This is a genomic window from Lujinxingia vulgaris, assembly GCF_007997015.1.
GTDB lineage: Bacteria > Myxococcota_A > Bradymonadia > Bradymonadales > Bradymonadaceae > Lujinxingia > Lujinxingia vulgaris.
Window position 1 is genome coordinate 233,213 of the sequence record NZ_VOSM01000006.1, and the last position, 20,094, is coordinate 253,306.

12 protein-coding genes are annotated in these 20,094 nt (G+C 65.1%); 11 read left to right on the forward strand and 1 reads right to left on the reverse strand.

The genetic code is table 11. The features are described from left to right. Nucleotides 1-103 precede the first annotated feature (103 nt). From FRC98_RS13740 to FRC98_RS13750, 3 genes are all read left to right on the forward strand, one after another. Nucleotides 104-2,647, forward strand: a complete 2,544-nt coding sequence (locus FRC98_RS13740) for a Lon protease family protein (protein ID WP_146982014.1) — start codon at nt 104-106, stop codon at nt 2,645-2,647. Next, the gene (gene ppdK / locus FRC98_RS13745) at nt 2,644-5,379 is read left to right on the forward strand and encodes a pyruvate, phosphate dikinase (RefSeq protein WP_146982015.1); all 2,736 of its coding nucleotides are present in this window, start codon (nt 2,644-2,646) and stop codon (nt 5,377-5,379) included. Before FRC98_RS13740 ends, ppdK begins: the two co-directional genes overlap by 4 nt. Before the next feature lie 251 nt (nt 5,380-5,630). Beyond that, nucleotides 5,631-6,410 (forward strand): 4'-phosphopantetheinyl transferase family protein, encoded by a 780-nt coding sequence (locus tag FRC98_RS13750; RefSeq protein WP_230467607.1) that lies wholly within the window; start codon nt 5,631-5,633, stop codon nt 6,408-6,410. A 20-nt stretch (nt 6,411-6,430) separates the two neighbouring features. Here the strand turns inward: FRC98_RS13750 and FRC98_RS13755 are convergent, their stop codons facing one another. Further along, a complete protein-coding gene (locus FRC98_RS13755) occupies nt 6,431-7,393 on the reverse strand; it encodes a sigma-70 family RNA polymerase sigma factor (protein ID WP_230467608.1) in 963 nt (320 codons plus the stop codon). 674 nt (nt 7,394-8,067) lie between these two features. Between FRC98_RS13755 and FRC98_RS13760 the strand changes: the two genes are divergently transcribed. The 8 genes from FRC98_RS13760 (at nt 8,068) to FRC98_RS13795 (ending at nt 19,960) form a co-directional block, all read left to right on the forward strand. Then, a complete protein-coding gene (locus FRC98_RS13760; RefSeq protein ID WP_230467616.1) occupies nt 8,068-9,249 on the forward strand; it encodes a protoglobin domain-containing protein in 1,182 nt (393 codons plus the stop codon). Beyond that, a complete protein-coding gene (locus FRC98_RS13765; RefSeq protein ID WP_146982019.1) occupies nt 9,246-10,703 on the forward strand; it encodes a sigma-54-dependent transcriptional regulator in 1,458 nt (485 codons plus the stop codon). Before FRC98_RS13760 ends, FRC98_RS13765 begins: the two co-directional genes overlap by 4 nt. Before the next feature lie 112 nt (nt 10,704-10,815). Then, the gene (locus tag FRC98_RS13770; protein WP_146982020.1) at nt 10,816-11,244 is read left to right on the forward strand and encodes a CBS domain-containing protein; all 429 of its coding nucleotides are present in this window, start codon (nt 10,816-10,818) and stop codon (nt 11,242-11,244) included. Between the two features lie 46 nt (nt 11,245-11,290). Then, on the forward strand, nt 11,291-12,745 hold the full coding sequence (locus FRC98_RS13775; RefSeq protein WP_146982021.1) for a dihydrolipoyl dehydrogenase: 1,455 nt from the start codon (nt 11,291-11,293) through the stop codon (nt 12,743-12,745). 175 nt (nt 12,746-12,920) lie between these two features. Continuing rightward, nucleotides 12,921-13,574, forward strand: coding sequence for a glutathione S-transferase family protein (locus FRC98_RS13780; protein ID WP_146982022.1), 654 nt, complete (start codon nt 12,921-12,923; stop codon nt 13,572-13,574). A gap of 35 nt (nt 13,575-13,609) precedes the next feature. Beyond that, nucleotides 13,610-14,485 (forward strand): YitT family protein, encoded by an 876-nt coding sequence (locus tag FRC98_RS13785; protein WP_146982023.1) that lies wholly within the window; start codon nt 13,610-13,612, stop codon nt 14,483-14,485. A 225-nt stretch (nt 14,486-14,710) separates the two neighbouring features. After that, entirely contained in the window at nt 14,711-15,277 is a 567-nt protein-coding gene (locus FRC98_RS13790) for a DUF4168 domain-containing protein (RefSeq protein WP_146982024.1), read from the forward strand. Between the two features lie 435 nt (nt 15,278-15,712). After that, nucleotides 15,713-19,960, forward strand: coding sequence for a serine-rich family protein (locus tag FRC98_RS13795; RefSeq protein WP_146982025.1), 4,248 nt, complete (start codon nt 15,713-15,715; stop codon nt 19,958-19,960). The last annotated feature ends 134 nt before the right edge of the window (nt 19,961-20,094 follow it).

The window sequence follows — 20,094 nt, forward strand, 5'->3', positions numbered from 1 at the left end:
GCAGGGAGCGAGGGTGAGACGACGTAGAAGGACCAGGAGCAACGCATCCGAGCCGTCGGCAACGCCGCATGGTGACGAGGCCAACGGCCATTCGGATGTCTCAATGCTGGAGGCGCGCGTCGATGCGGTGCGCGAGTCGACGCAGCTTTCCACTGAGCAGCTTCGCCGTATCTGTGAGGCGGAGCTGCTCGGCGTTCAGGGGAGCGAGGAGCTTCGCGAAGGCGGGGTGCCGGGCCAGGACCGGGCCGAGGAGGCGCTCTCCTTTGGCGTCTCGATGCGCCGGCCCGGCTACCACATTTTTGCGGTGGGGCCGCCGGGGCTGGGCAAACACGGGCAGATCTTAAAGCTGCTCAACGAGGCGGCCGCCGCGCGGCCGGCACCCGACGCCTGGTGTTATGTCTTTAACTTCGAGCAGCCCCGCGCCCCGCGCGCGCTGCGTCTTGAAGCCGGGCGCGCCACCGCGCTCAAAAAGACGCTGGCGGAGCTGATGGAGGCGCTCAACGACGCACTCCCCCGCGCCCTGGAGAGCCCCGAGTACATCGCCACGCGCCGCGAGATCGATGAGCGCTATGAGAGCCGCCAGAAAGAGGAGCTGGAGGCGATTCGCAAAAAGGCCGAGGCCCACGATGTGGCAGTGATTCAGACCCCCTCCGGGGTGGTGATGGCGCCGGTGGTCGATGGCGAGGTGCTCGGCCCGATGGCCTTTCAGGAGCTCGATCCGAAGGAGCGCACGCGTTTTGAAGACGCGCTGGAAGCCCTGCACACCGAGCTCGATGACAGCCTGCGCGCTCTGGCCGGACAGGAGAGCGAACATCGCCAGAAGGTCGAGGCGCTGGAAGAAGCCACGGTGCGCGCCGAGGTGAGCGCGCGCTTAAAGCCGGTGCGCGAGGCCTTTGCCGATCACGACCCGGTCGTCACGTACCTCAACGCGCTGGAAGACGATCTGGTGGAGCACGCCGAGGCCTTCGTTGCCAGTGAGGGAGGAGGGCAGGCCGGGCAGCTGCTGGGGCTGGGCGCGGCGCAGGGAAAAGATGAGCTTTTGCGCCGCTACCAGGTCAACGTGCTCTATGAGGATCGGGAGGCCGAAGGCGCGCCGGTGATTCAGGAGCATCACCCCAACTTCGAGAACCTCTTCGGGCGCATCGATCATCGGGCCAACCTGGGAGCCATCTCCACCGACTTTACGATGATTCGGCCCGGGGCGTTGCACCGCGCCAACGGCGGCTTTCTGGTGCTGGACGTGCGCCAGGTGCTCATGCAGCCGATGGTCTGGGAGCAGCTTAAACGCGCGCTGCGCGCCGGTGAGCTGCGTGTGGAGAGCCCGGCGCAGACGCTGGGGCTTTTTTCGACCCAGAGCCTGGAGCCGGAGCCCGTTAAGCTCGATGTGAAGGTGGTGCTCGTTGGCGAGCGCCGCCTCTATTATCTGCTGGAGGCCTTTGATCCGGATGTCTCGGATCTTTTTAAGGTGATGGCCGATTTTGAGGAGTCGGTGGAGCGCGACACGGAGCTCGACGGTTTTTTGAGCCTGATTGCCCAGCGGAGCGCCGAACTTGAGACAGCGCCGCTGGATGCCGGGGCGCTGGCGCGCCTTGTGGAGTGGGGCGCGCGCCAGGCCGAAGATGCCCAAAAACTCTCGGTGGCCGTGGAGCGCATCGACGAGCTGCTCTCGGAGGCGGACTGGCAGCGCGAGCAGCGCGACGCGGAGCGGGTGCAGACCCGGGATGTGCAGTCGGCGCTTGAAGCGCGCCGCAGGCGCGCGTCCAGGCTGCGCGATCGCATCACTGAGGCGATGCAGCGCGATATTTTGCACGTGCAGCTCGAGGGCAAAAAGACGGCACAGATCAACGGCCTCTCGGTGATGGAGCTCGGCGGGGAGCGCTTCGGGCGGCCCAGCCGCATCACCGCCAGCGTGCAGGTGGGCCAGGGGCAGGTGCTCGATATTGAGCGGGAGGTCGAGCTCAGCGGGGCGCTGCACGCCAAGGGCGTACTGATTCTGGGCGGCTACTTAGGCCAGGCCTTTGGGCGGGAGCGCCCCCTGGCGCTCTCGGCGCGTCTGGTCTTTGAGCAGTCGTATGGTGGGGTCGATGGCGACAGCGCGTCTGTGGCCGAGACCCTCGCGCTGCTCTCGGCGCTGAGCGAGCTGGAGCTGCGCCAGGATCTGGCGGTGACCGGATCGATGGATCAGCACGGGCGCGTGCAGGCCATCGGCGGGGTCAACGCCAAGATCGAGGGCTTTTATGAGCTCTGCAAAACTCGCGGTCTCACCGGCACCCAGGGGGTGGTGATCCCGGCGAGCAACGCGCAGCATTTGATGGTGTCCGAAGAGGTGGTCGAGGCGGTGAGGGCCGGGAAGTTCTTTATTTATGCGGTCGAGACGGTGCACCAGGCCGTCACCTTGATCTTCGATCGGCCGGCCGGTCGCCGCACTGAGGCCGGCACCTTTGAGGAGGGCACGGTCTTTTACGAGGTGGAGCGGCGCCTGGAGGCGCTGGCCGAGGCCTCCAGGCGTTTTCGCACCGGCGCTCAGCCGGCCACCCTGGCGCGGCCCCCCCATGAGCCCGAGTCGCCCCAGCCGCCGGAGCCCGACCCGCCGGCGGCCCGCGACGCGCGCCCCCGCAGGATTCCGACGTGGAGGAGGAGACGATGAGCACCGACGACATCTTTGTGTACCGCTTTGAAGAGGGCCACGCCCGCGGCGATGGCTCGCAAAAAGATCTGCTCGGCGGCAAGGGGGCGGGCCTGGCCGAGATGGCGCGCTTAGGCATGCCCGTGCCTCCGGGGATGACGCTGACCACCGAGGCCTGCCGCAGTTATCTGGAGCACGGCTTTTTTCCCGAAGGCCTCGAGATGCAGGTGCGTCAGGGCATCGCCTGGTTGGAAAAGACCACCGGCCGCGGCTTTGGCGATGTCAACAACCCGCTTCTGCTCAGCGTGCGCTCGGGCGCCGCGCGCAGCATGCCCGGGATGATGGACACGGTGCTCAATCTGGGGCTGAGCGAAGACAGCGTCGAGGGGCTGGCGCGCCAGAGCGGCGACCGGCGTTTTGCCTACGATTGTCTGCGCCGTTTTGTGCAGATGTACACAAGCGTGGTCATGGGGGTCGACGACGCGGTGCTCGAAGAGGTGCTGGTGCGTCACCGCCGCCGGGCCGGCGTCGACGATGATCACGAGCTGGGCTGGGAGGAGCTCTTTGCGATCAGCGAGGCGATGCGCCAGAAGGCCGTGGAGGTTACGGGGCGAGATGTGCCCCGCGGGCCTTTCGGGCAGCTGTGGGGCGCGGTGGAAGCGGTCTTCCGAAGTTGGGAGGCGCCCCGCGCGCGGGCCTACCGCAAGTTGCATCAGATGAGCGGCGGCGGGTGGGGCACGGCCGTCAACATCATGGTGATGGTCTTTGGCAACCTGGGCGATGAGAGCGCCAGCGGGGTGGCGTTCAGCCGCAACCCGGCCACCGGGGAGGCTCGCCCCTATGGCGAATACATGATCGCCACCCAGGGCGAAGATGTGGTGGGCGGCCGTCGCTCCCCAGGGCCCCTGGGCATGAACGAGGAGCAGCACGGGGGTATGGCGGCGATGGAGCGCCTGATGCCCGAGCAGTACGCTGAGCTCTGCGGGTATATGGAGGATCTCGAGCGCAACTACCACGACATGCAAGATGTGGAGTTCTGCGTGGAGCGCGGCAAGCTGTGGATGTTGCAGACCCGCGCGGCCAAACGCACCGGCCAGGCCGCGGTGCGTGTGGCGCTGGAGATGTGTGAGGAGGGGATGATCGATGAGGAGGAGGCGATCTTACGCGTCGATCCGAAGTTGCATCTGGAGCGGGCGCTGCACCGCCAGATCGCCGGTTCGCCGCCCGACGCCATCGCCCGCGGGCAGGCGGCTTCACCGGGGGCAGCGAGCGGGGAGATTGTGCTCAGCTCAGAGCGCGCCGTGGAGCGCGCCAACGATGGCGAGTCGGTGATTCTGGTGCGCCCGATGACCGCTGCCGATGATGTGGAGGGGCTGCATGCGGCCGCCGGGGTGCTCACCGCCCAGGGCGGGCTTACGTCGCACGCCGCCGTGGTCGCCCGCGGCATTGGCACCCCCTGCGTCTGCGGCGTGGGCGCGCTGCGCATCGATGAAGATGAGGGCGGGATCTACCTGGGAGAGACGTTTTTCAAAGAAGGCGATCGCATAACGATCGATGGAGGGTCCGGCGAGGTCTTTGGTGAGGCGTTGGAGCTCAAGGATCCGACGATCACCGGTGAGCTGAAGACCTTTCTGGAGCTGGCCGACCGCTACCGGCGCCTGGAGGTTCGCGTCAACGTGGACAGTGGCGAGGAGGCCGAACTGGCGCGCGAGATGGGGGCCGAGGGGGTGGGGCTCTGCCGCACCGAACATATGATTCTGGAGAGTCGCGAGGCGGTGCGCGCGATGCGCCAGGTGCTCCTGAGCACCGACTGGGAGATGCGGGAGCAGGGGCTTGAGGAGCTGGTGAACTACCAGCGTCAGGAGATTGCGCAAATTTTGCGCGCGATGGACGGCCTGCCCGTGATGGTACGCCTACTCGATCCGCCGGCGCATGAGTTTTTGCCGGGCACGCCGGCCGGCCGAAAGAGTGTGGCGGAGGTGCTGGGCATCAGCGAGGAGGCGGTGGGCTGGCGTGTGGACGCGCTTCGGGAGACCAACCCGATGCTGGGGTTTCGGGGCGGGCGTCTGGCGATGGTCTACCCCCAGATTTACGAGGCTCAGGTACAGGCGATCGTGGAGGCCTCGCGCCAGGTGCAGGATGAGGGGGTGCGCACCCGGGTGGAGATCGCCATTCCGATGGTGGCTGACCCGGGGGAGGCCGGGCATCTGATCGCGGTGATCAACGACGCGGTCGCCCGCCATCTTTACGGCTTAAGCCGCGAGGCCGATGTGGCGGTGGGGGTGATGGTGGAGGTGCCGCGTGCGGCGCTTCTTGCCGGGGAGCTGGCGCTGGAGGCCGACTTCTTCAGCTTTGGCACCAACGACCTTACGCAGCTGATGTGGGGGATGTCCCGCGATGATGCCTCCCGCTTTATCGAGGCCTACCGCGACCAGGGTGTGCTCACCGAAGATCCTTTTGAGATCCTCGATCGCGCCGGCGTGGGGCTCTTGATGCGACAGGCGCTCAAGCAGGGGCGGATGGTCTACCCGCAGCTGGCCGCCGGGGTATGCGGGGAGCACGCCGGGGAGCCGAACTCCATTCGTTTCTTTGAGGCGCTGAACCTGGATTATGTGAGTGTGTCGCCCTACCGCGTGGCGAGCGCGCGGCTGGCGGCGGCGCAGGCTTTTGTGCGCGAGGAGCAGGCCGCGCGCAGCGGCGAAGCCTGGCGAGGGGGGCTTGCGCCGATGCGGCGGCAGAGCAACGGCGATTGAGGGTGTTTGAGCGCCTGCGTTCGGGGTAAATCATGACCCCGACGAGGCTTGCGATGATGGAGTGGCGAGAGCGCCGCGCAAAGTTTGCGTGGCGCTTTTTTCGTAGAAGCGCGGACGCATTCTTGAGGATCGCTAAAAAAAAATCGTCTGCTCAGGTAAAACCCTTCGCGCGAGGTCTGCGAAGAGGGCGTCTTTGGAAAAATTTTCCGGAAGATGCGGAAGATGTTTCACGATCCGGTGCAGGAGCAGGGATGTGTTTCAGCGATGAGAAGCCCGGGGGCGATGCGGCGTGTGACCCCGGGGCGGCGACGCTGAAGGGGGAGGAGCTGGTGCTGGAGGCCGCCCGGAGCGCCGGGGTGATTGTGAGGAGCGCCGCGGTCGAAGCGCTCTCGCTGCGGGTTGGCGAGGAGGTGCGGGGCTGGATGAGCGCCGATGAGCTCGCGCGCCACGAGCGCTACGCGCTGGAGCGGCTGCGCCGCCGCGACCTGAGCACCCGCGGGCTTGCGCGCGCCACGCTCAGTGAGCTTGCGGGGTGCGCACCACACGAGCTGGTCTTTGAGAAGGGGGCGCACGAGCGCCCGCACCTTGTGTCTCCGGCGTTGCCCGGCTTCGACTTCAACCTGGCGCATAGCGAGGAGCGGGTGGTGCTGGCGGCGGCGCAGGGCTTGCGGGTGGGCGTCGATATTGAGCATGGCAACCGACGCGTCGACCACCGCAACGTCGCCGAGCGCTTTTTTTCGGACTACGAGCAGCGCGCGCTCGCCAGGCTCAGCGATGAGGCCGAGGAGGGGCAGGTGAGCGCGCGACGGCGGCGTTTTCTGGAGCTCTGGGTGCTTAAAGAGGCCTGGATGAAGGCCGACGGCCGCGGCATCAGCGCCGGCCTCAATCAGGTGATCTTCGACCTCGACAGCCACGCCAGCCCGCGCCTTATTGCGCTCCCCGATGATGCGCCAGAGCGCTGGGAGGTGGCCCTCACCGAGCTCGATGATGGCCACCTCCTTGCGCTTGCCTGGCGTGAAAACTCTTTTTAAATCAAGGGGTTGGGCGAGGTTCAGTGCGCCAGGTATTCCTGGAGGGTGGGGGCGTGGTAGGTCTCCATATAAACCCGGAACTTTTTGCGCATGTCCATCTCCAGCTGGCGCACCCGCTCTTTGGAGATGCCGAACTCATCGCCCAGATCGTCGAGCTGGCGGGGATGCACGGCCAGCATGCGCTCATGCCAGATCTGGCGGCGGCGCGCGTCGTCGATGGTGTTGACGAACTCTTCGGCCAGGCCGCGCAGGCGTTCATAAAAGAGGTGATCGTGGGCGGCCGTCTCCGGGTCGGGCTCGGCGCTGGCGAGCATGTCGCGGCCGGTGGTCTCGGAGTCGTCGCTTAAGGGGGCGTCCAGGCGCGTGAAGCCGCCGCCGGTGAGGGTGGCGACGCGCTCGACCTCGTCGACGTCGACCTCCAGGTAGTCGGCCACGTTCTCAGCGGTGGGCTCCAGCCCGCGGCTGCGCAGCTGGCGGCGCGCCTTGCGCAGGTTGAAGAAGAGCTTGCGGCTGTCGCGCGAGCTGCCCATGCGGATGGGGTAGGTGTGGTTGAGCAGGTAGTTGAAGATCAGCGCGCGAATCCAGAAGTGCGCATAGCCCACAAAGCTCGTGCCGCGGTCCGGATCGAAGCGGGTCAGCGCCTCGGTCAGCCCGAGGTTGCCCTCTTGAATCAGGTCCAGAAGGTCGTGGCCGGGGCGGTGCAGGTCGGTGGCGACCTTCACCACCAGGCGCAGGTTGGCCCAGACGAGCGTCTTGGCGGCCTCTTCGTCGCCATTTTCCAGAAAGGCGCGGGCCAGGCGATCCTGGATCTCGTTGGGCAAAATCTCGATGCGCCGGATCTGGTTCATATAAGTGGTGAGCGAGTCGGCGTGCAGATCGGTGTCACGCGAGGAGCGGGCGCGCTGGCGGGCCAGCGGGTGCACCGCGGGCGCGGGGGCGTCAACCGGAGCGGAGACAGGCATCGAGATGCAGGGTGCGGCCATAAGAACCTCGCAAAGTAGCGCAGTCAGACACCAACAAAAGCCTGCTCTATGGCGAGTCCGACTGCGCGGGGACATCGCCAGCAAGCGTCATCGTCGGTTAGAGCAAAGCCCGTGCCAGAAGTTTCAAAAAGATCGAAGAACACCCCCGCCGGGGCATCGCGCTCGTTACGGCGGCGCGGCGGTGAATGTGGCGAATCGTCGCGCTGTAGCGCATTGAGGAGCCGGGATGCGAGGCGCGAAAATCTCGCGCAAAGGGAGCGGGAATTGGCTCCGACTCCCCCGCTTGAGGGGGGGGCGTTGCTCAGACTTTGCGCAATATTTGCGTGGCTATTCTGGTTGGTGCAGAAGTTGCGCCTCGTGGGAGCCTCTGCTGCGTAGTTTGCGCCGGCTTTCGCCACGTCGATGGCTAATTTCATCGCTCCGACCTGCTGATGGGCCGCTTTAGATAAGGCCCGCAGCGCTTCGGGCCTTTCTTACGGGTCTACGGTGGCACCGCTTTTGCTTTACCCCCGGTCGTCGCGACATTCTGCCGCACCCGGGTGCCCATTCGATTCGTTCGGCTGCCCGCAGCGAGGCAGCCGTGATTTGCGACGGGTGTTGATGAACTGACCCGAGCACCGATGTGACCCATCCGGGGTTGCCTCGGCCCCCTCGAACCTCCGAGTTACTCCGTGATGCACTTCTTCGACGAGATCAAAAGCTATGTCGGGTTCACCGACGACGACGCCGCTCGCCTCAAGGCGCTGGGCCCTCTTGTGGAGCCCCGCTTCTCGGAGGTGGTTGTGGCGTTTTACGACGCGCTGATGGCGCACCCGCGCGCCCGCGGCGTCTTTGTGGGGCCCGAGCAGATCGACCGACTGCGCGCCTCGCTCAAAGTCTGGCTCGGCGAGTTATTTGAGGGGCGCTATGACGACGCGTATTTTGCGCATCGCCAGCATATCGGTCGGGTGCACGTGAACGTGGGGCTCCTGCCGCAGTTTATGTTCGGGGCGATGAACCTGATTCGCCACGGCTTTCTGGAGATCTTAAGTGATCAGCAGGCGCGCCTCGAAGACGATCCGGTCATCCTGGGGCTGCGCCACGCGGTGACCAGCGTGGATCGCATTCTGGATATCGAGCTGACGATCATGGTGCAGTCCTACTGGGACTCCCTGATGAAGCAGAAGCTCGAGATCCCGGCAGCGCTGGCCACCGGGCTCGCCCACGAGGTGCGAAACCCGCTTAACGCCATCGGGCTGCAGATGACCCTGCTCGAGCGTCGCCTGCGAAGCTCCGAGGTCGATGAGGGCGTCTACGGTCAGGTGCTGGAGGCGGTGCGCGCGGAGCTGCGCCGCATTCAGGGGCTGAACTCCGAGATCCTGGATTTTGCCAAACCCGTCGACATCCACACCGGCCCGGCCGATGTGGCCGAGATCTTTTATGAGATCCGCCGCAACCACGAGCTTACGCTTGAGGCGGGCGGGGTGCAGATGGACATTGAGGTCGATGGCGATCCGGTGATGGTCTGCGATCGCGACCGCCTGATGCAGGTCTTTATCAACCTGATGACCAACGCGGTTGAAGCGATGCCCGAGGGGGGGCACATTCGGGTGGAGGTTGTGCAGAATGAGAGCGGGCTGCGCGTGGAGTTTGGCGACAGCGGCCCGGGGATGTCGCCGGCGATGAAGTACCGGATCTTCGATCTTTTCTACACGTCGAAGGCCTCCGGCACGGGCATCGGCCTGGCGATCGCCCGCAAGATTGTGGAGGCGCATGGCGGCTCCATTGATGTGCTCTCGCGACCTGGCGAGGGCACCACCTTTACCGTCTACTTACCCTACCCGCGGCGTGACGCGGAGGACGAGGTTGAGCGATGAGTGCATGGACCGAAGAGACGGCTGTTTCTCCCGCGGAGCGGGTCGAGAAGACGCCTGAGCCTCAGGCGCCGCAGCGCAAACGCCGCATCCTGGTGGTCGACGACGAACCCCACGCCCGCCGCGCCCTTGTGGAACTTCTCAGCGATGAGGGCTACGAGGTCTCCTCGGCCGGCGACGGCTTTAAGGCGCTGGGGATCTTGCGCGAGTGGCCCTGCGAGGTGCTTCTGACCGACTGGCGTATGCCGGTGATGGACGGCATCACGCTGGTGAAAAAGGCGCGCGAGGAGCAGCCCGACCTGGGGTGTGTGGTGATGACCGCCTTTGGCAGCGTGGAGAGCGCGGTGGAGGCGATGAAGGCCGGCGCCGACGACTATCTGACCAAGCCTCTGAACTTCGACGCGGTCTCGCTGGTGCTCTCCCGCGCCATGGAGCGCATTGAGGAGCGCCGCGAGCTCACCAACCTGCGCGCGCGCCACGCCGAGCAGCGCGAGCAGTCGCGCACGAAGATTCTGGGGGCGAGCCCGGCGGTGCAGTCGTTGATCGCGATGATCGACCAGGTGGCCGGGGCGCGCGCCACGGTGATGATCACTGGCGAGTCCGGCACCGGTAAGGAGCTCATCGCGCGGATGCTCCATGAGAAGAGCGGGCGCGTCGACAAACCTTTTGTGCGCCTGCACTGCGCCGCGCTCGCTGAGAGCCTTCTGGAGAGCGAACTTTTCGGCCATGAGAAGGGCGCCTTTACCGGCGCCAGCGCCCGGCGCGAGGGCCGCTTTGAGGAGGCCAACGGCGGCACGCTCTTCCTCGATGAGATTGGCGAGATCTCGCCAGCGATCCAGGTCAAACTCCTGAGGTTCTTGCAGCAGCGGGAGTTTGAGCGGGTCGGTGGCAACAAGACCATCTCGGTGGATGTGCGCGTGGTCGCCGCGACCAACCGCGACCTGGAAGCCGAGGTGAAAGCCGGACGTTTTCGCGAAGATCTCTACTTTCGCCTCAACGTCATCCACATCGAGGCGCCGCCCCTGCGGGCGCGCCCGGGCGATGTGCCCCTTCTTGCGCGCCACTTTGTGGCGAAATACGCCCAGGAGAACGCCCGCACCATCGAGGAGGTTGCCCCGGAGGTGATGAGCGCGCTGGAGCGTTACGACTGGCCCGGCAACGTGCGCGAGCTGGAGAACGTCATGGAGCGCGCGGTGGTGATGACCGACGGCAAGCGCCTGGAGCTGCGTCATCTGCCCCGCGAGGTGTTGCGTCAGGGGGAGACCTCCCTGGGTGATCTGGGCGTGCAGATCCCGGGATCGACCCTGGCCGATATCGAGCGCTACGCGCTTCTGCGCACCTACGAGGCCACCGGCGGCAGCAGCGCCGAGACCGCCGAGATGCTTGGCATCAGCGTGCGTAAGGTCCAGTATCGGCTGCGCGAATACCGCGAAGCCGGGGTCGTGATCGAGAGCTGAGGCGTTGCTCGGCGTCGCGCTGTGTTGGATTCGTCTTTGATGTCAATGGTTTAGCCGGGGCGTGTTGGCGGGCGATGAGGCCGCCGGTGGAGCGCCGGCCGAGGAGGTGACGATGAAGGTCCGCGACGTGATGACGAACGATCCGGTGGTGGTCAGCCCCGAGACGAGCGTTGAGGCAGTGCTGGGGATGATGCGCGAGCGGGGTATCCGCCATGTGCCGGTGGTCGACGAGGATGGGATCGTCGGCATGGTCAGCGACCGCGATCTGACCTTCATTCACTCGATGCCCGGGGTGTTTACGATGCTCTCGCCGGCCGACGTCCAGGGCGTGCTGGAGGCGCCGGTGGCCACGATCATCAAGAGCCGTTTTCTGGTGGATCGCGATGTGGTCACGGTTGGCCCCGATGATGAGGTGGCCCGGGCGGTGGAGGCGCTCTTGATGTACCGCGTCGGCGCGCTGCCGGTGGTGGAAGGCGATGCGGTGGTGGGTGTGGTCAGCGTGATCGACGTGCTGCGGGAGGCCGCCGAGCGCTGGAGTTAACGACGCCCGCGATGACATGCGATAAGTGGCTGCGAGGAGCTCGACGATGCAAAAGCGCGATGTGGATGTGGTGGTGATCGGGGCCGGTACGGCCGGGCTGGGCGCGCAGAGTGCGGCGCGAAAGGCCGGCGCCAGCGTCGCGCTGATCGAAGATGGCCCCTACGGCACGACCTGCGCCAGGGTGGGGTGCATGCCCTCGAAGTTGTTGATCGCTGCGGCGGACGCGGCTGCTGCGGTCAAGAATGCGCCGACCTTCGGGGTGCACCCCGAAGGGGTGCGCATTGAGGGGCGCGAGGTGCTGGAGCGGGTGCGGCGCGAGCGCGACCGTTTTGTGGGCTTTGTGCTCAAGCAGACCGAACGCATCCCCGATGAGGTGCGGATTCGGGGGCGAGCACGGCTGACGTCGACGACGACGGTGCGGGTGGCCCTGGAGGGGAGCGATGAGGAGATGGAGATCACCGCCCGGGCGGTGGTGATCGCGACTGGCTCCAGCCCCTACTTTCCGCCGAACCTGGTACCTCTTAAAGAGAAGTTGTCCACCAGCGCCGATGTGTTTGAGTGGGAGGATCTTCCCGAGTCGGTGGCCGTGGTCGGCCCCGGGGTGATCGGGCTGGAGCTCGGCCAGGCTTTGCACCGGCTGGGCGTGCGGGTGGCGTTCTTTTCGCCCTTCAACGAGCTTGCGCATATCAACGATCCGAAGGTCGCCGAGGTCATTCACGAGGTGCTCAGCGAGGAGCTCGACCTGCACCTGGGCATCGACGCGTTTGATGTGAGCGAGGCCACCGATGGCAACGGCGGCTTTGTGCTGCGCTGGCACGACGCGCAGAAGGAGCCCTGTGAGGCGCGCTTTGAGAAGGTGCTCGTGACCGCCGGTCGCCGCCCCAACCTGGCCGGGCTGGGTCTTAAAGAGGCGGGGGTGCCGGTGGATGAGCGGGGGCAGCCACCTTTTGATCCGCGTACCACCCAGATCGGTGAGCTGCCGGTGTTTATCGCTGGTGATGCCGCCAACCACTACCCGCTCTTGCACGAGGCGGCCGATGAGGGGCGCATCGCAGGCAGCAACGCGGCGAACTTCCCGGACATCCGCGCGCAGATTCGGCGCGCGCCGATCGCGATCACCTTCACCGATCCGCAGATGGCGGTGGTGGGCTGCGGCTGGAAGAAGCTCGACAAAGATAATTGCGGCGTCGGCGAGGTCTCCTATGCCAACCAGGGTCGCGCGCGGGTGAAGGCGAAAAACAAGGGGCTTGTGCGCATTTACGCCGACCGCGACACCGGCCGCCTTTGCGGCGCGGAGATGTTTGGGCCGGATGTCGAGCATACCGCGCATCTTCTGGCCTGGGCGGTGCAGAGCGGGATGACGGTCTTCGATGCTCTGGATATGCCCTTCTACCACCCGGTGGTCGAGGAGGGGATCCGCACGGCGCTGCGCAGCCTCACCGGCGATCTTCGCCTGACGGCGGGCACCGCCGAGAAGTTGCGCTACGGGCCGGGGACCTGAGCTTTTTCGGCGGCTTAATCGGGCCAATCGACCTGAGGTAGGGGGGCGTTTCGAGAGAGGTTGCGTTGACGCAACGCGGAGATGCGTGCGCGCTGAGTTGACCGCATCGCGCTCGTGCCGTGTTTGGAGGGCGGCATGGTGCCGTAAGTCTCAGACCCTACGCAGGAGCATAAAGATGTCATCGACGTACACCCTGATCTCGTTTGATCTCTGCCCTTATGTGGAGCGCAGCCGTGTGGTGCTCCATGAGAAGGGGCAGGCCTTTGAGCAGGTCTTTATTGACCTTAAGAATAAGCCCGACTGGTTTCTCAAACTTTCGCCGCGCGGCAAGGTGCCGGTGCTGGTGGTCGATGAGGTGCCGATCTTCGAGTCGGCCGTGATCAACGAGTTCCTCGAAGAGGTGCTGCCCGAGCCGGCGTTGCTGCCTGAAGGGGCGGTGGAGCGTGCGCGGGCGCGCGCCTGGATAGCCTTTACCAACGACGTGCTGATGGAGGGGCTGGGCACGCTGTGGTTTGCCGGCGGCGATGCGCAGCAGGTGGCCCAGGGGTTGAAGACGGTGCGCGGCGCGTTGGAGCGCATCGAAGAGGCCTTGCGCGCGCGGGAGGAAGGGACGTACTTTTCCGGCGCCTCCTTCGGGCTGGTCGATGCGACGCTGGCCCCGGTGTTTACGCGTTGGGCGTCGATGGAGGCGATGGGCTGGGGCGCTCTCCTCGACGGATTGGAAGAGGTGCAGGCCTACAGCCGGGCGTTGCTGGCGCGCGAGAGTGTGCAGGCGGCCCGGGCCGAGGGGTTGACCGAGAAGATGGTCGCGCTGCTGCGTGGCGAGTGAGGTTGATGGTGAGTTTTAGCAAGATGTGAGGGTCGATGCGCACCTTTGTGGATTACGTGATGCTGACCGTGGGCGCAGTGCTCGTGGCGATGGCGCTGGAGCTGATTCTGGCGCCGAACAGCCTTGTCGACGGCGGCACCACCGCGCTCTCGATCATGGGCGCAAAGATGTTCGGGCTGCCCATCTGGCTTTTTCTTCTATGCCTGAACGGCCCTATTCTCGTGATCAGTGCGCAGGCGTTGGGCAAAAAGTTTGCCTGGCGCACAGCATATAGCAACCTCGTGGCGCTGCTGGGGTTGGCGTTCTTACGTGATTTTCCGGCGGTGACGACCTCGGAGGTGCTTATCGTGCTCTACGGGGGGCTGTTGCTGGGGTTGGGCGTAGGCATTGTGGTGCGAAATGGCGGGGCGGTTGACGGCACTGAGATGCTGGCAGTGTGGGCCAATCAGCGTTTTGATATCCCGGTGAGTACCTTTCTGCTCTCGATCAACGTGGTGATCTTAAGCGGCGCGGCGCTGCTCTTCGGTCTGGAGAGCGCGATGTTCTCGGTGGCGGTGTTTTTCCTGGTCACCAAGGTCATCGACTTTGTGCTGGAAGGCTTCAATCAGGTGGTCTCGGTGATGATCATCAGCGACAACTGCGAGCCGATTCGGCGCAAGCTCGTCGAAGATATGAAGTTGCGTGTGACCCTCTTGCAGGGGGTGGGCGGCTACACTGGCGAGCCGCGCCATATTATCTATTGCATCATCGACCGCTTCTCGTACGCGCGCTTGCGCAGTGCGGTGCATGAGGTCGATCCCCGCGCGATCCTGGAAGCCTCCATCGTCAACGAGTCGGCCGGAGTGGAGGCGCGGGCGTTGCGCGATATCGTGGCGGATCGTTATCAGGAGCGCGCCAACGGCAAGGGGTGAGCCGCGCGTTTGAGAGAAGGGACAAACCCGGGGAAAAGGTGTTGCATGACGCGACATGTCGCATAACAGCACACATTCTGGGGCCAGATATGCGGAATTTTGGTCGAAAGAGATAAAATCAGGGGGTGGAACGCATCTTGCGAGATGTCAGGGGGTGGAACGCCGGGACGGCGAGGGGAGGAGCCTGATCTGGTGAGTCACCATAACTCTTTTTGAGGAGAACCCATGAAGTTGAAGATGCCGATCTGCCAGAACACCGCGTTGCGAGGACTACTGCTGGCGCTTGTCGCCACCGGATTGATGGCCTGCGAGGTGGCCGATGAGCCCGAGCTTGAGACCGAGACGGAGCTGAGGTCCGAGGGGGCTCGCGATGAGTCCAAAGTCCCTGAGGCGATCGAAGAGCCCGGGGCGGACGAAGCCTCGGATGAAGCCGCCGAAGAGAATGCCGGTGATGAGGAGAGCGCGGCGTTGGGTGAAGGCCAGCAGGCCGCGCCGGCTCAGGGGGCTGCGGGCATGATGCAGGGGGAGATCGACGACGAACAGGTCAAGGCTTTTGCCCAGGCCTATGTGGCCACGCAGCCGGTGCAGGCTGAGGTGCAGCAGAAGATGGCCGGCGTGCAGTCGCCTGAAGAAGCGCAGAAGGTGCAGCAGGAGGCGATCACCCAGATCCAGTCGGCGGTCGAAGAAGCCGGCATGCCGTTTGAGGAGTACGCGATGTTTGCGCAGCGCCTTCAGCAGGACACCGCGTTGCAGCAGCGCTTTGAGGCGGAGCTGGAGCAGGTTCAGAACTAAAGCCCGTGCATAGCGCGAAGGCCGTGATTTAGCGCGGTCTTCGTGAGGTGAAGAAGCCGCCCCCGGGAGCTCCCGGGGGCGGCTTTTTTGCGTCTTTGGGGAGAGTTTTTAGAAAAGTAAAAATGCTCATCCATTTCAGTATTCCCGGTTTTCTCTGGATTCTTGTGGGGATTTGTAACATAAGGGAGGTGGCGAAACATTCGTTTACATCGCGATGAAGGCGGTTTCACGCCGGCAGCCAGGCTCTCAAGGGGGGTGTACGAGAGAGCGTTCAGGCTGAGTGGTGAGCTGTGTCCGGCGGCCCTTTCTTCTTAAAAAAAACCGTAATTTTCGGCTTGATTGATGACTTCTAAGCGCTCTCGATGGTTGAGTTCCTGGTTGGTGGTGGTGCTCATTTCTCTGGGACTTTTGTCGTGCTCGGATCCTGACGGGGAGGTGATCGTACCGAACCCCGGCGACGACCTGGACGTGGGTGATCTGCTCGATGTGCCGGACGCGCCGCTGCCCGATGTGTCGGTGGATACGGGCGATGCGACGCCGGCGCCGACCTGCGACGATGGCGTTCAGAATGGCGAGGAGACCGGCATCGATTGCGGCGGCGCCGACTGTGAGGCGTGTGAGCCGGGTCAGGGCTGCGAGGGCGCGGGCGACTGCGCAAGCGGGCTGTGTCAGGACAATGTCTGTGTGGGCGCGGGCTGCGAAGGCGTAAGCTGCGATGAGGGCCAGGCCTGCTACCGGGGCCAGTGCTACGCGGCGTGCGATGAGAGCGCCGAATGCGGCGCCGAAGAGCGCTGCTTTGAAGGCGCGTGTACCGCGTTGAGCTGCGACGATGTGATCTGCGGTGTGGCCGAGACCTGCTACCGCGGTGTCTGCTATGCGGCCTGCCAGGATGATAGCGGCTGCTCTGAGGAAAGCGCCGAGTGCGTGGAGGGCAGCTGCGTGGTGCCCACCTGCGACGACGGCGTGCAGAACGGCGATGAGTCCGATGTGGATTGCGGCGGCTCGAGTTGCGAGGCCTGCGAGGTTGGCCAGCAGTGCGGTGCAGACGCGGATTGCGGCGAGGCGCTGGCGCAGCCCTGGGGCGACTGCCAGTTCGAAGAAGGCGATGTGTGCACCCAGGCCGGGGTGCAGACGCGTATGGTTGAGATCTTTAGCTGCGGTGAAGATGGCGTGTGCGCCTCCGAGGAGATCGAGGAGGGACAGCAGTGCGAACGCGTGACCGAAGCCGAAGTTTGCGCCGATGAGATTTTCGGGGAGTGGTCGAGCTGTGAGGCGCTGGAAGGCGCCGAGGCCGATCTCTGCACCTATGAAGGTGAGCGCCGTCGCACCGTGACGAGCTTTGCCTGCGCCTCGGAGAGCTGCGAGCCCACCGAGCGCGAAGAGGTCGAGAGCTGCGTGCGCGAGACCGACGCCGTGGAGTGTGGCGATACCATCACTGGTGAGTGGTCGAGCTGTGAGGCGGTGGATGGTGCCTCGGTGTGCGCGCTGGAAGGTGAGCGTCGCCGCGGGATCACGACCTACAGCTGCGCCGAAGGTGGCTGCCAGGAGACGAACAACGAAGAGGTGGAGAGCTGCGCGCTTGAGACCGACGATCTGGAATGCGGCGCAGAAGAGGTTGGCGAGTGGGGCCCCTGCGTGGGCTTTGACGGGACCTGCAGCCAGACCGGCACGCAGACGCGCGTCATCACGAGCTATGCCTGCGGCAGTGGCGAGTGCGTGCCGAGCGAGCGCGAAGAGACCCAGAGCTGCAGCCGCGATCAGGGCGGGGTGCAGTGCCAGGAGCCGGACTACGGCGCCTGGAGCGAGTGCGGCGGCTTTGCCGATGAGTGCGCGCTGGAAGGCAGCCGCACCCGCACCGTGACGTATTATGAATGCGCCGCCGACGACAGTTGTGCGCCGCGCGAGGAAGTCGAGACCGGCAGCTGCACCCGTGACACTACGGGGACAAGCTGTGGCGCGGGCGTGACCTACGGTGATTGGTCGACCTGCGACTATGCGACCGAATGTTCGCTCAACGGTGAGCGCACCCGCAGTGTGGTGACGCGCACCTGCGCCGGCGGTAGCTGTGAATCGGTCACCACGACCGAGACCGACACCACCGCCTGTGTGCGGGAGACCGCCGGGACAAGCTGCGGTGAAGGTGTGACGCGCGGTGACTGGTCAGCGAGCTGTGAGTACGCCACCGAGTGCTCGCTGGAAGGCACGCGCACCCGAAGTGTGGTGACGCGGACCTGTGCCGGCGGCAGCTGTGAGGCTGTGACGACGAGTGAGACGGAAGTTCGCGCGGACTGCGCCCGCGACACCGCTGACGTGGAGTGCGGTGATACCACCTACAGTGACTGGGGCTCCTGCGGCGGGTTTGCGGATGAGTGTGATGAGACGGGCACCCAGACCCGCACCGCCACCGACCGCACCTGCGCCGGCGGCGTGTGCACCTCGGTGGATCGCACCGAGACCCAGAGCTGCACCCGCGACACCGACGGAGACACCTGCGGCGCGGGTGTGACCTACGGTGATTGGAGCGAGTGCGGTGGGTTTGACAACGTGTGTGATGAGAGCGGTGAGCGAAGCCGAAGTGTGGTCACGCGCACCTGCGCCGGCTCGAGCTGTGAGTCTGTGACGACCACCGAGACTGAGAGCTGCCTGCGCGACACCGACGATGTGAGCTGCGGCGATACGGCCTACACCTCGTGGGGCAGCTGCGGCGGGTTCGCCGATGAGTGCGACACCACCGGCACCCAGACGCGCACGGCCACCGATCGCATCTGCGATAACGGCGGATGCACCTCGGTGGATCGCACCGAGACCCAGAGCTGCACGCGTGTCACCGACGGTGATACCTGCGGCGCGGGCGTGACCGAGGGCCCCTGGAGCGCGTGTGGCGGTTTTGCAAACGCCTGCGATGAGTCCGGTGAGCGCAGCCGAAGTGTGGTCACGCGCACCTGCGCCGGCGGCACCTGTGAGTCTGTGACGACCACCGAGACTGAGAGCTGCACGCGGGTGACCGATGGTGATAGCTGCGGGAATTCGACGTACACCTCGTGGACGGCGTGTGGTGGCTTTGCGAACACGTGCGATACGACCGGCACGCAGACGCGCACGCGCACCGACTACAACTGCAGCTCCAGTGGCACGTGCACGACCTCGACGGCGACTGAGACGCAGAGCTGCACGCGTGACACGGATGGCACCAACTGCGGCGCCGACCAGTTTACATACTGGTCGGCCTGCGGCGGCTTCGACAACGTGTGTGACGAGACGGGCACGCAGACGCGCACCCGTACTGAGTTTGATTGCTCGGGTGGAAGCTGCACCTCGTCGAACTTCACCGAGACGCAGAGCTGCACCCGCGACACCGACGGGGATACCTGCGGGTCGACGACCTACGGCAACTGGGGCAGCTGCGGCGGGTTCACCGGCGCGTGCGATTCGACCGGTACGCAGTCGCGCACCGCGACCGATCGCAAGTGCTCCAACGGGACCTGTTCGACGGTCAACCGCACCGAGACGCAGAGCTGCACGCGCAGCGTCACCGGCAACAGCTGCGGGACCTCGACCTACACCTCCTGGGGCAGCTGCGGCGGCTACAGCTCAACCTGTGATACGACCGGTACGCAGTCGCGTACACGCACCGATTACAACTGCAACTCCAGCGGTACGTGCACGACCTCGACGGCGACCGAGACGCAGGGCTGCACCCGGGTGACCAACGGCAACAGCTGCGGCAGTGATTCGTTCAGCACCTGGTCGGCTTGCGGCGGGTTCGCCAATAGCTGCGATGAGACTGGCACCCAGACGCGCACGCGAACCGAGTATGACTGCTCGGGCGGAAGCTGCAGCTCCTCGAACTTCACCGAGACGCAGAGCTGCTCGCGCGACACCGACGGGGATACCTGCGGGTCGACGACCTACGGCTCCTGGGGAAGCTGCGGCGGGTTTAGCAGCGCGTGCGACAGGACCGGCACCCAGTCGCGTACCGCTACTGATCGCAAGTGCTCCAATGGGACCTGCTCGACGGTCAACCGCACCGAGACGCAGAGCTGCACGCGCAGCGTGACGGGCAACAGCTGCGGGACCTCGACCTACACCGGCTGGGGCAGCTGCGGCGGCTACGCCAACACCTGCGATACGACCGGAACACAGTCGCGTACGCGCACCGACTATAAGTGTAACTCCAGCGGCACGTGCACGACCTCGACGGCGACCGAGACGCAGGGCTGCACACGCTCGACCAACGGCAATAGCTGCGGAACCACGGTCTATGGCACCTACTCGGCCTGCGGTGGTTATTCCAACAGCTGCGATGAAACGGGCACGAAAAGCCGCAGCGTGACGACCTACTCCTGTTCGAGCGGGAACTGCTCGTCGAGTACCACGACGCAGACGGTGGGATGTTCGCGAAACACGGACGGCAAATCGTGTGGCACCACCTCGTGTGGAACCTGGGGCATGTGCATGGTGAATTATGGGACGTGCAGCGGGACGCAGAGTCGCAGCTGCACCGACTACAAATGCTCCAACGGTAGCTGCTCCACCACCACGCGTACCGAGTCGCAGAGCTGCAACGCGAATTTCGGGATGAACTGCACGGCTGACAACGGTTGGTCGGGTTGTTGTGACTTCAACGGCTATTGTGAGCCGCAGGGGCGCCCTGGAGAACCGCAGCGGATCTGCATGCTCTAAAAGCAGTACTTACGTACGACTATGTAAGCATGTAAGTTGAAAAAACCGGCCGCGAGCAATCGCGGCCGGTTTTTTCATGGTGGGAGACGTTCGAACGTCTCCTTGCTCTGTGCTGGGTGGCATGGCGAGTCGCT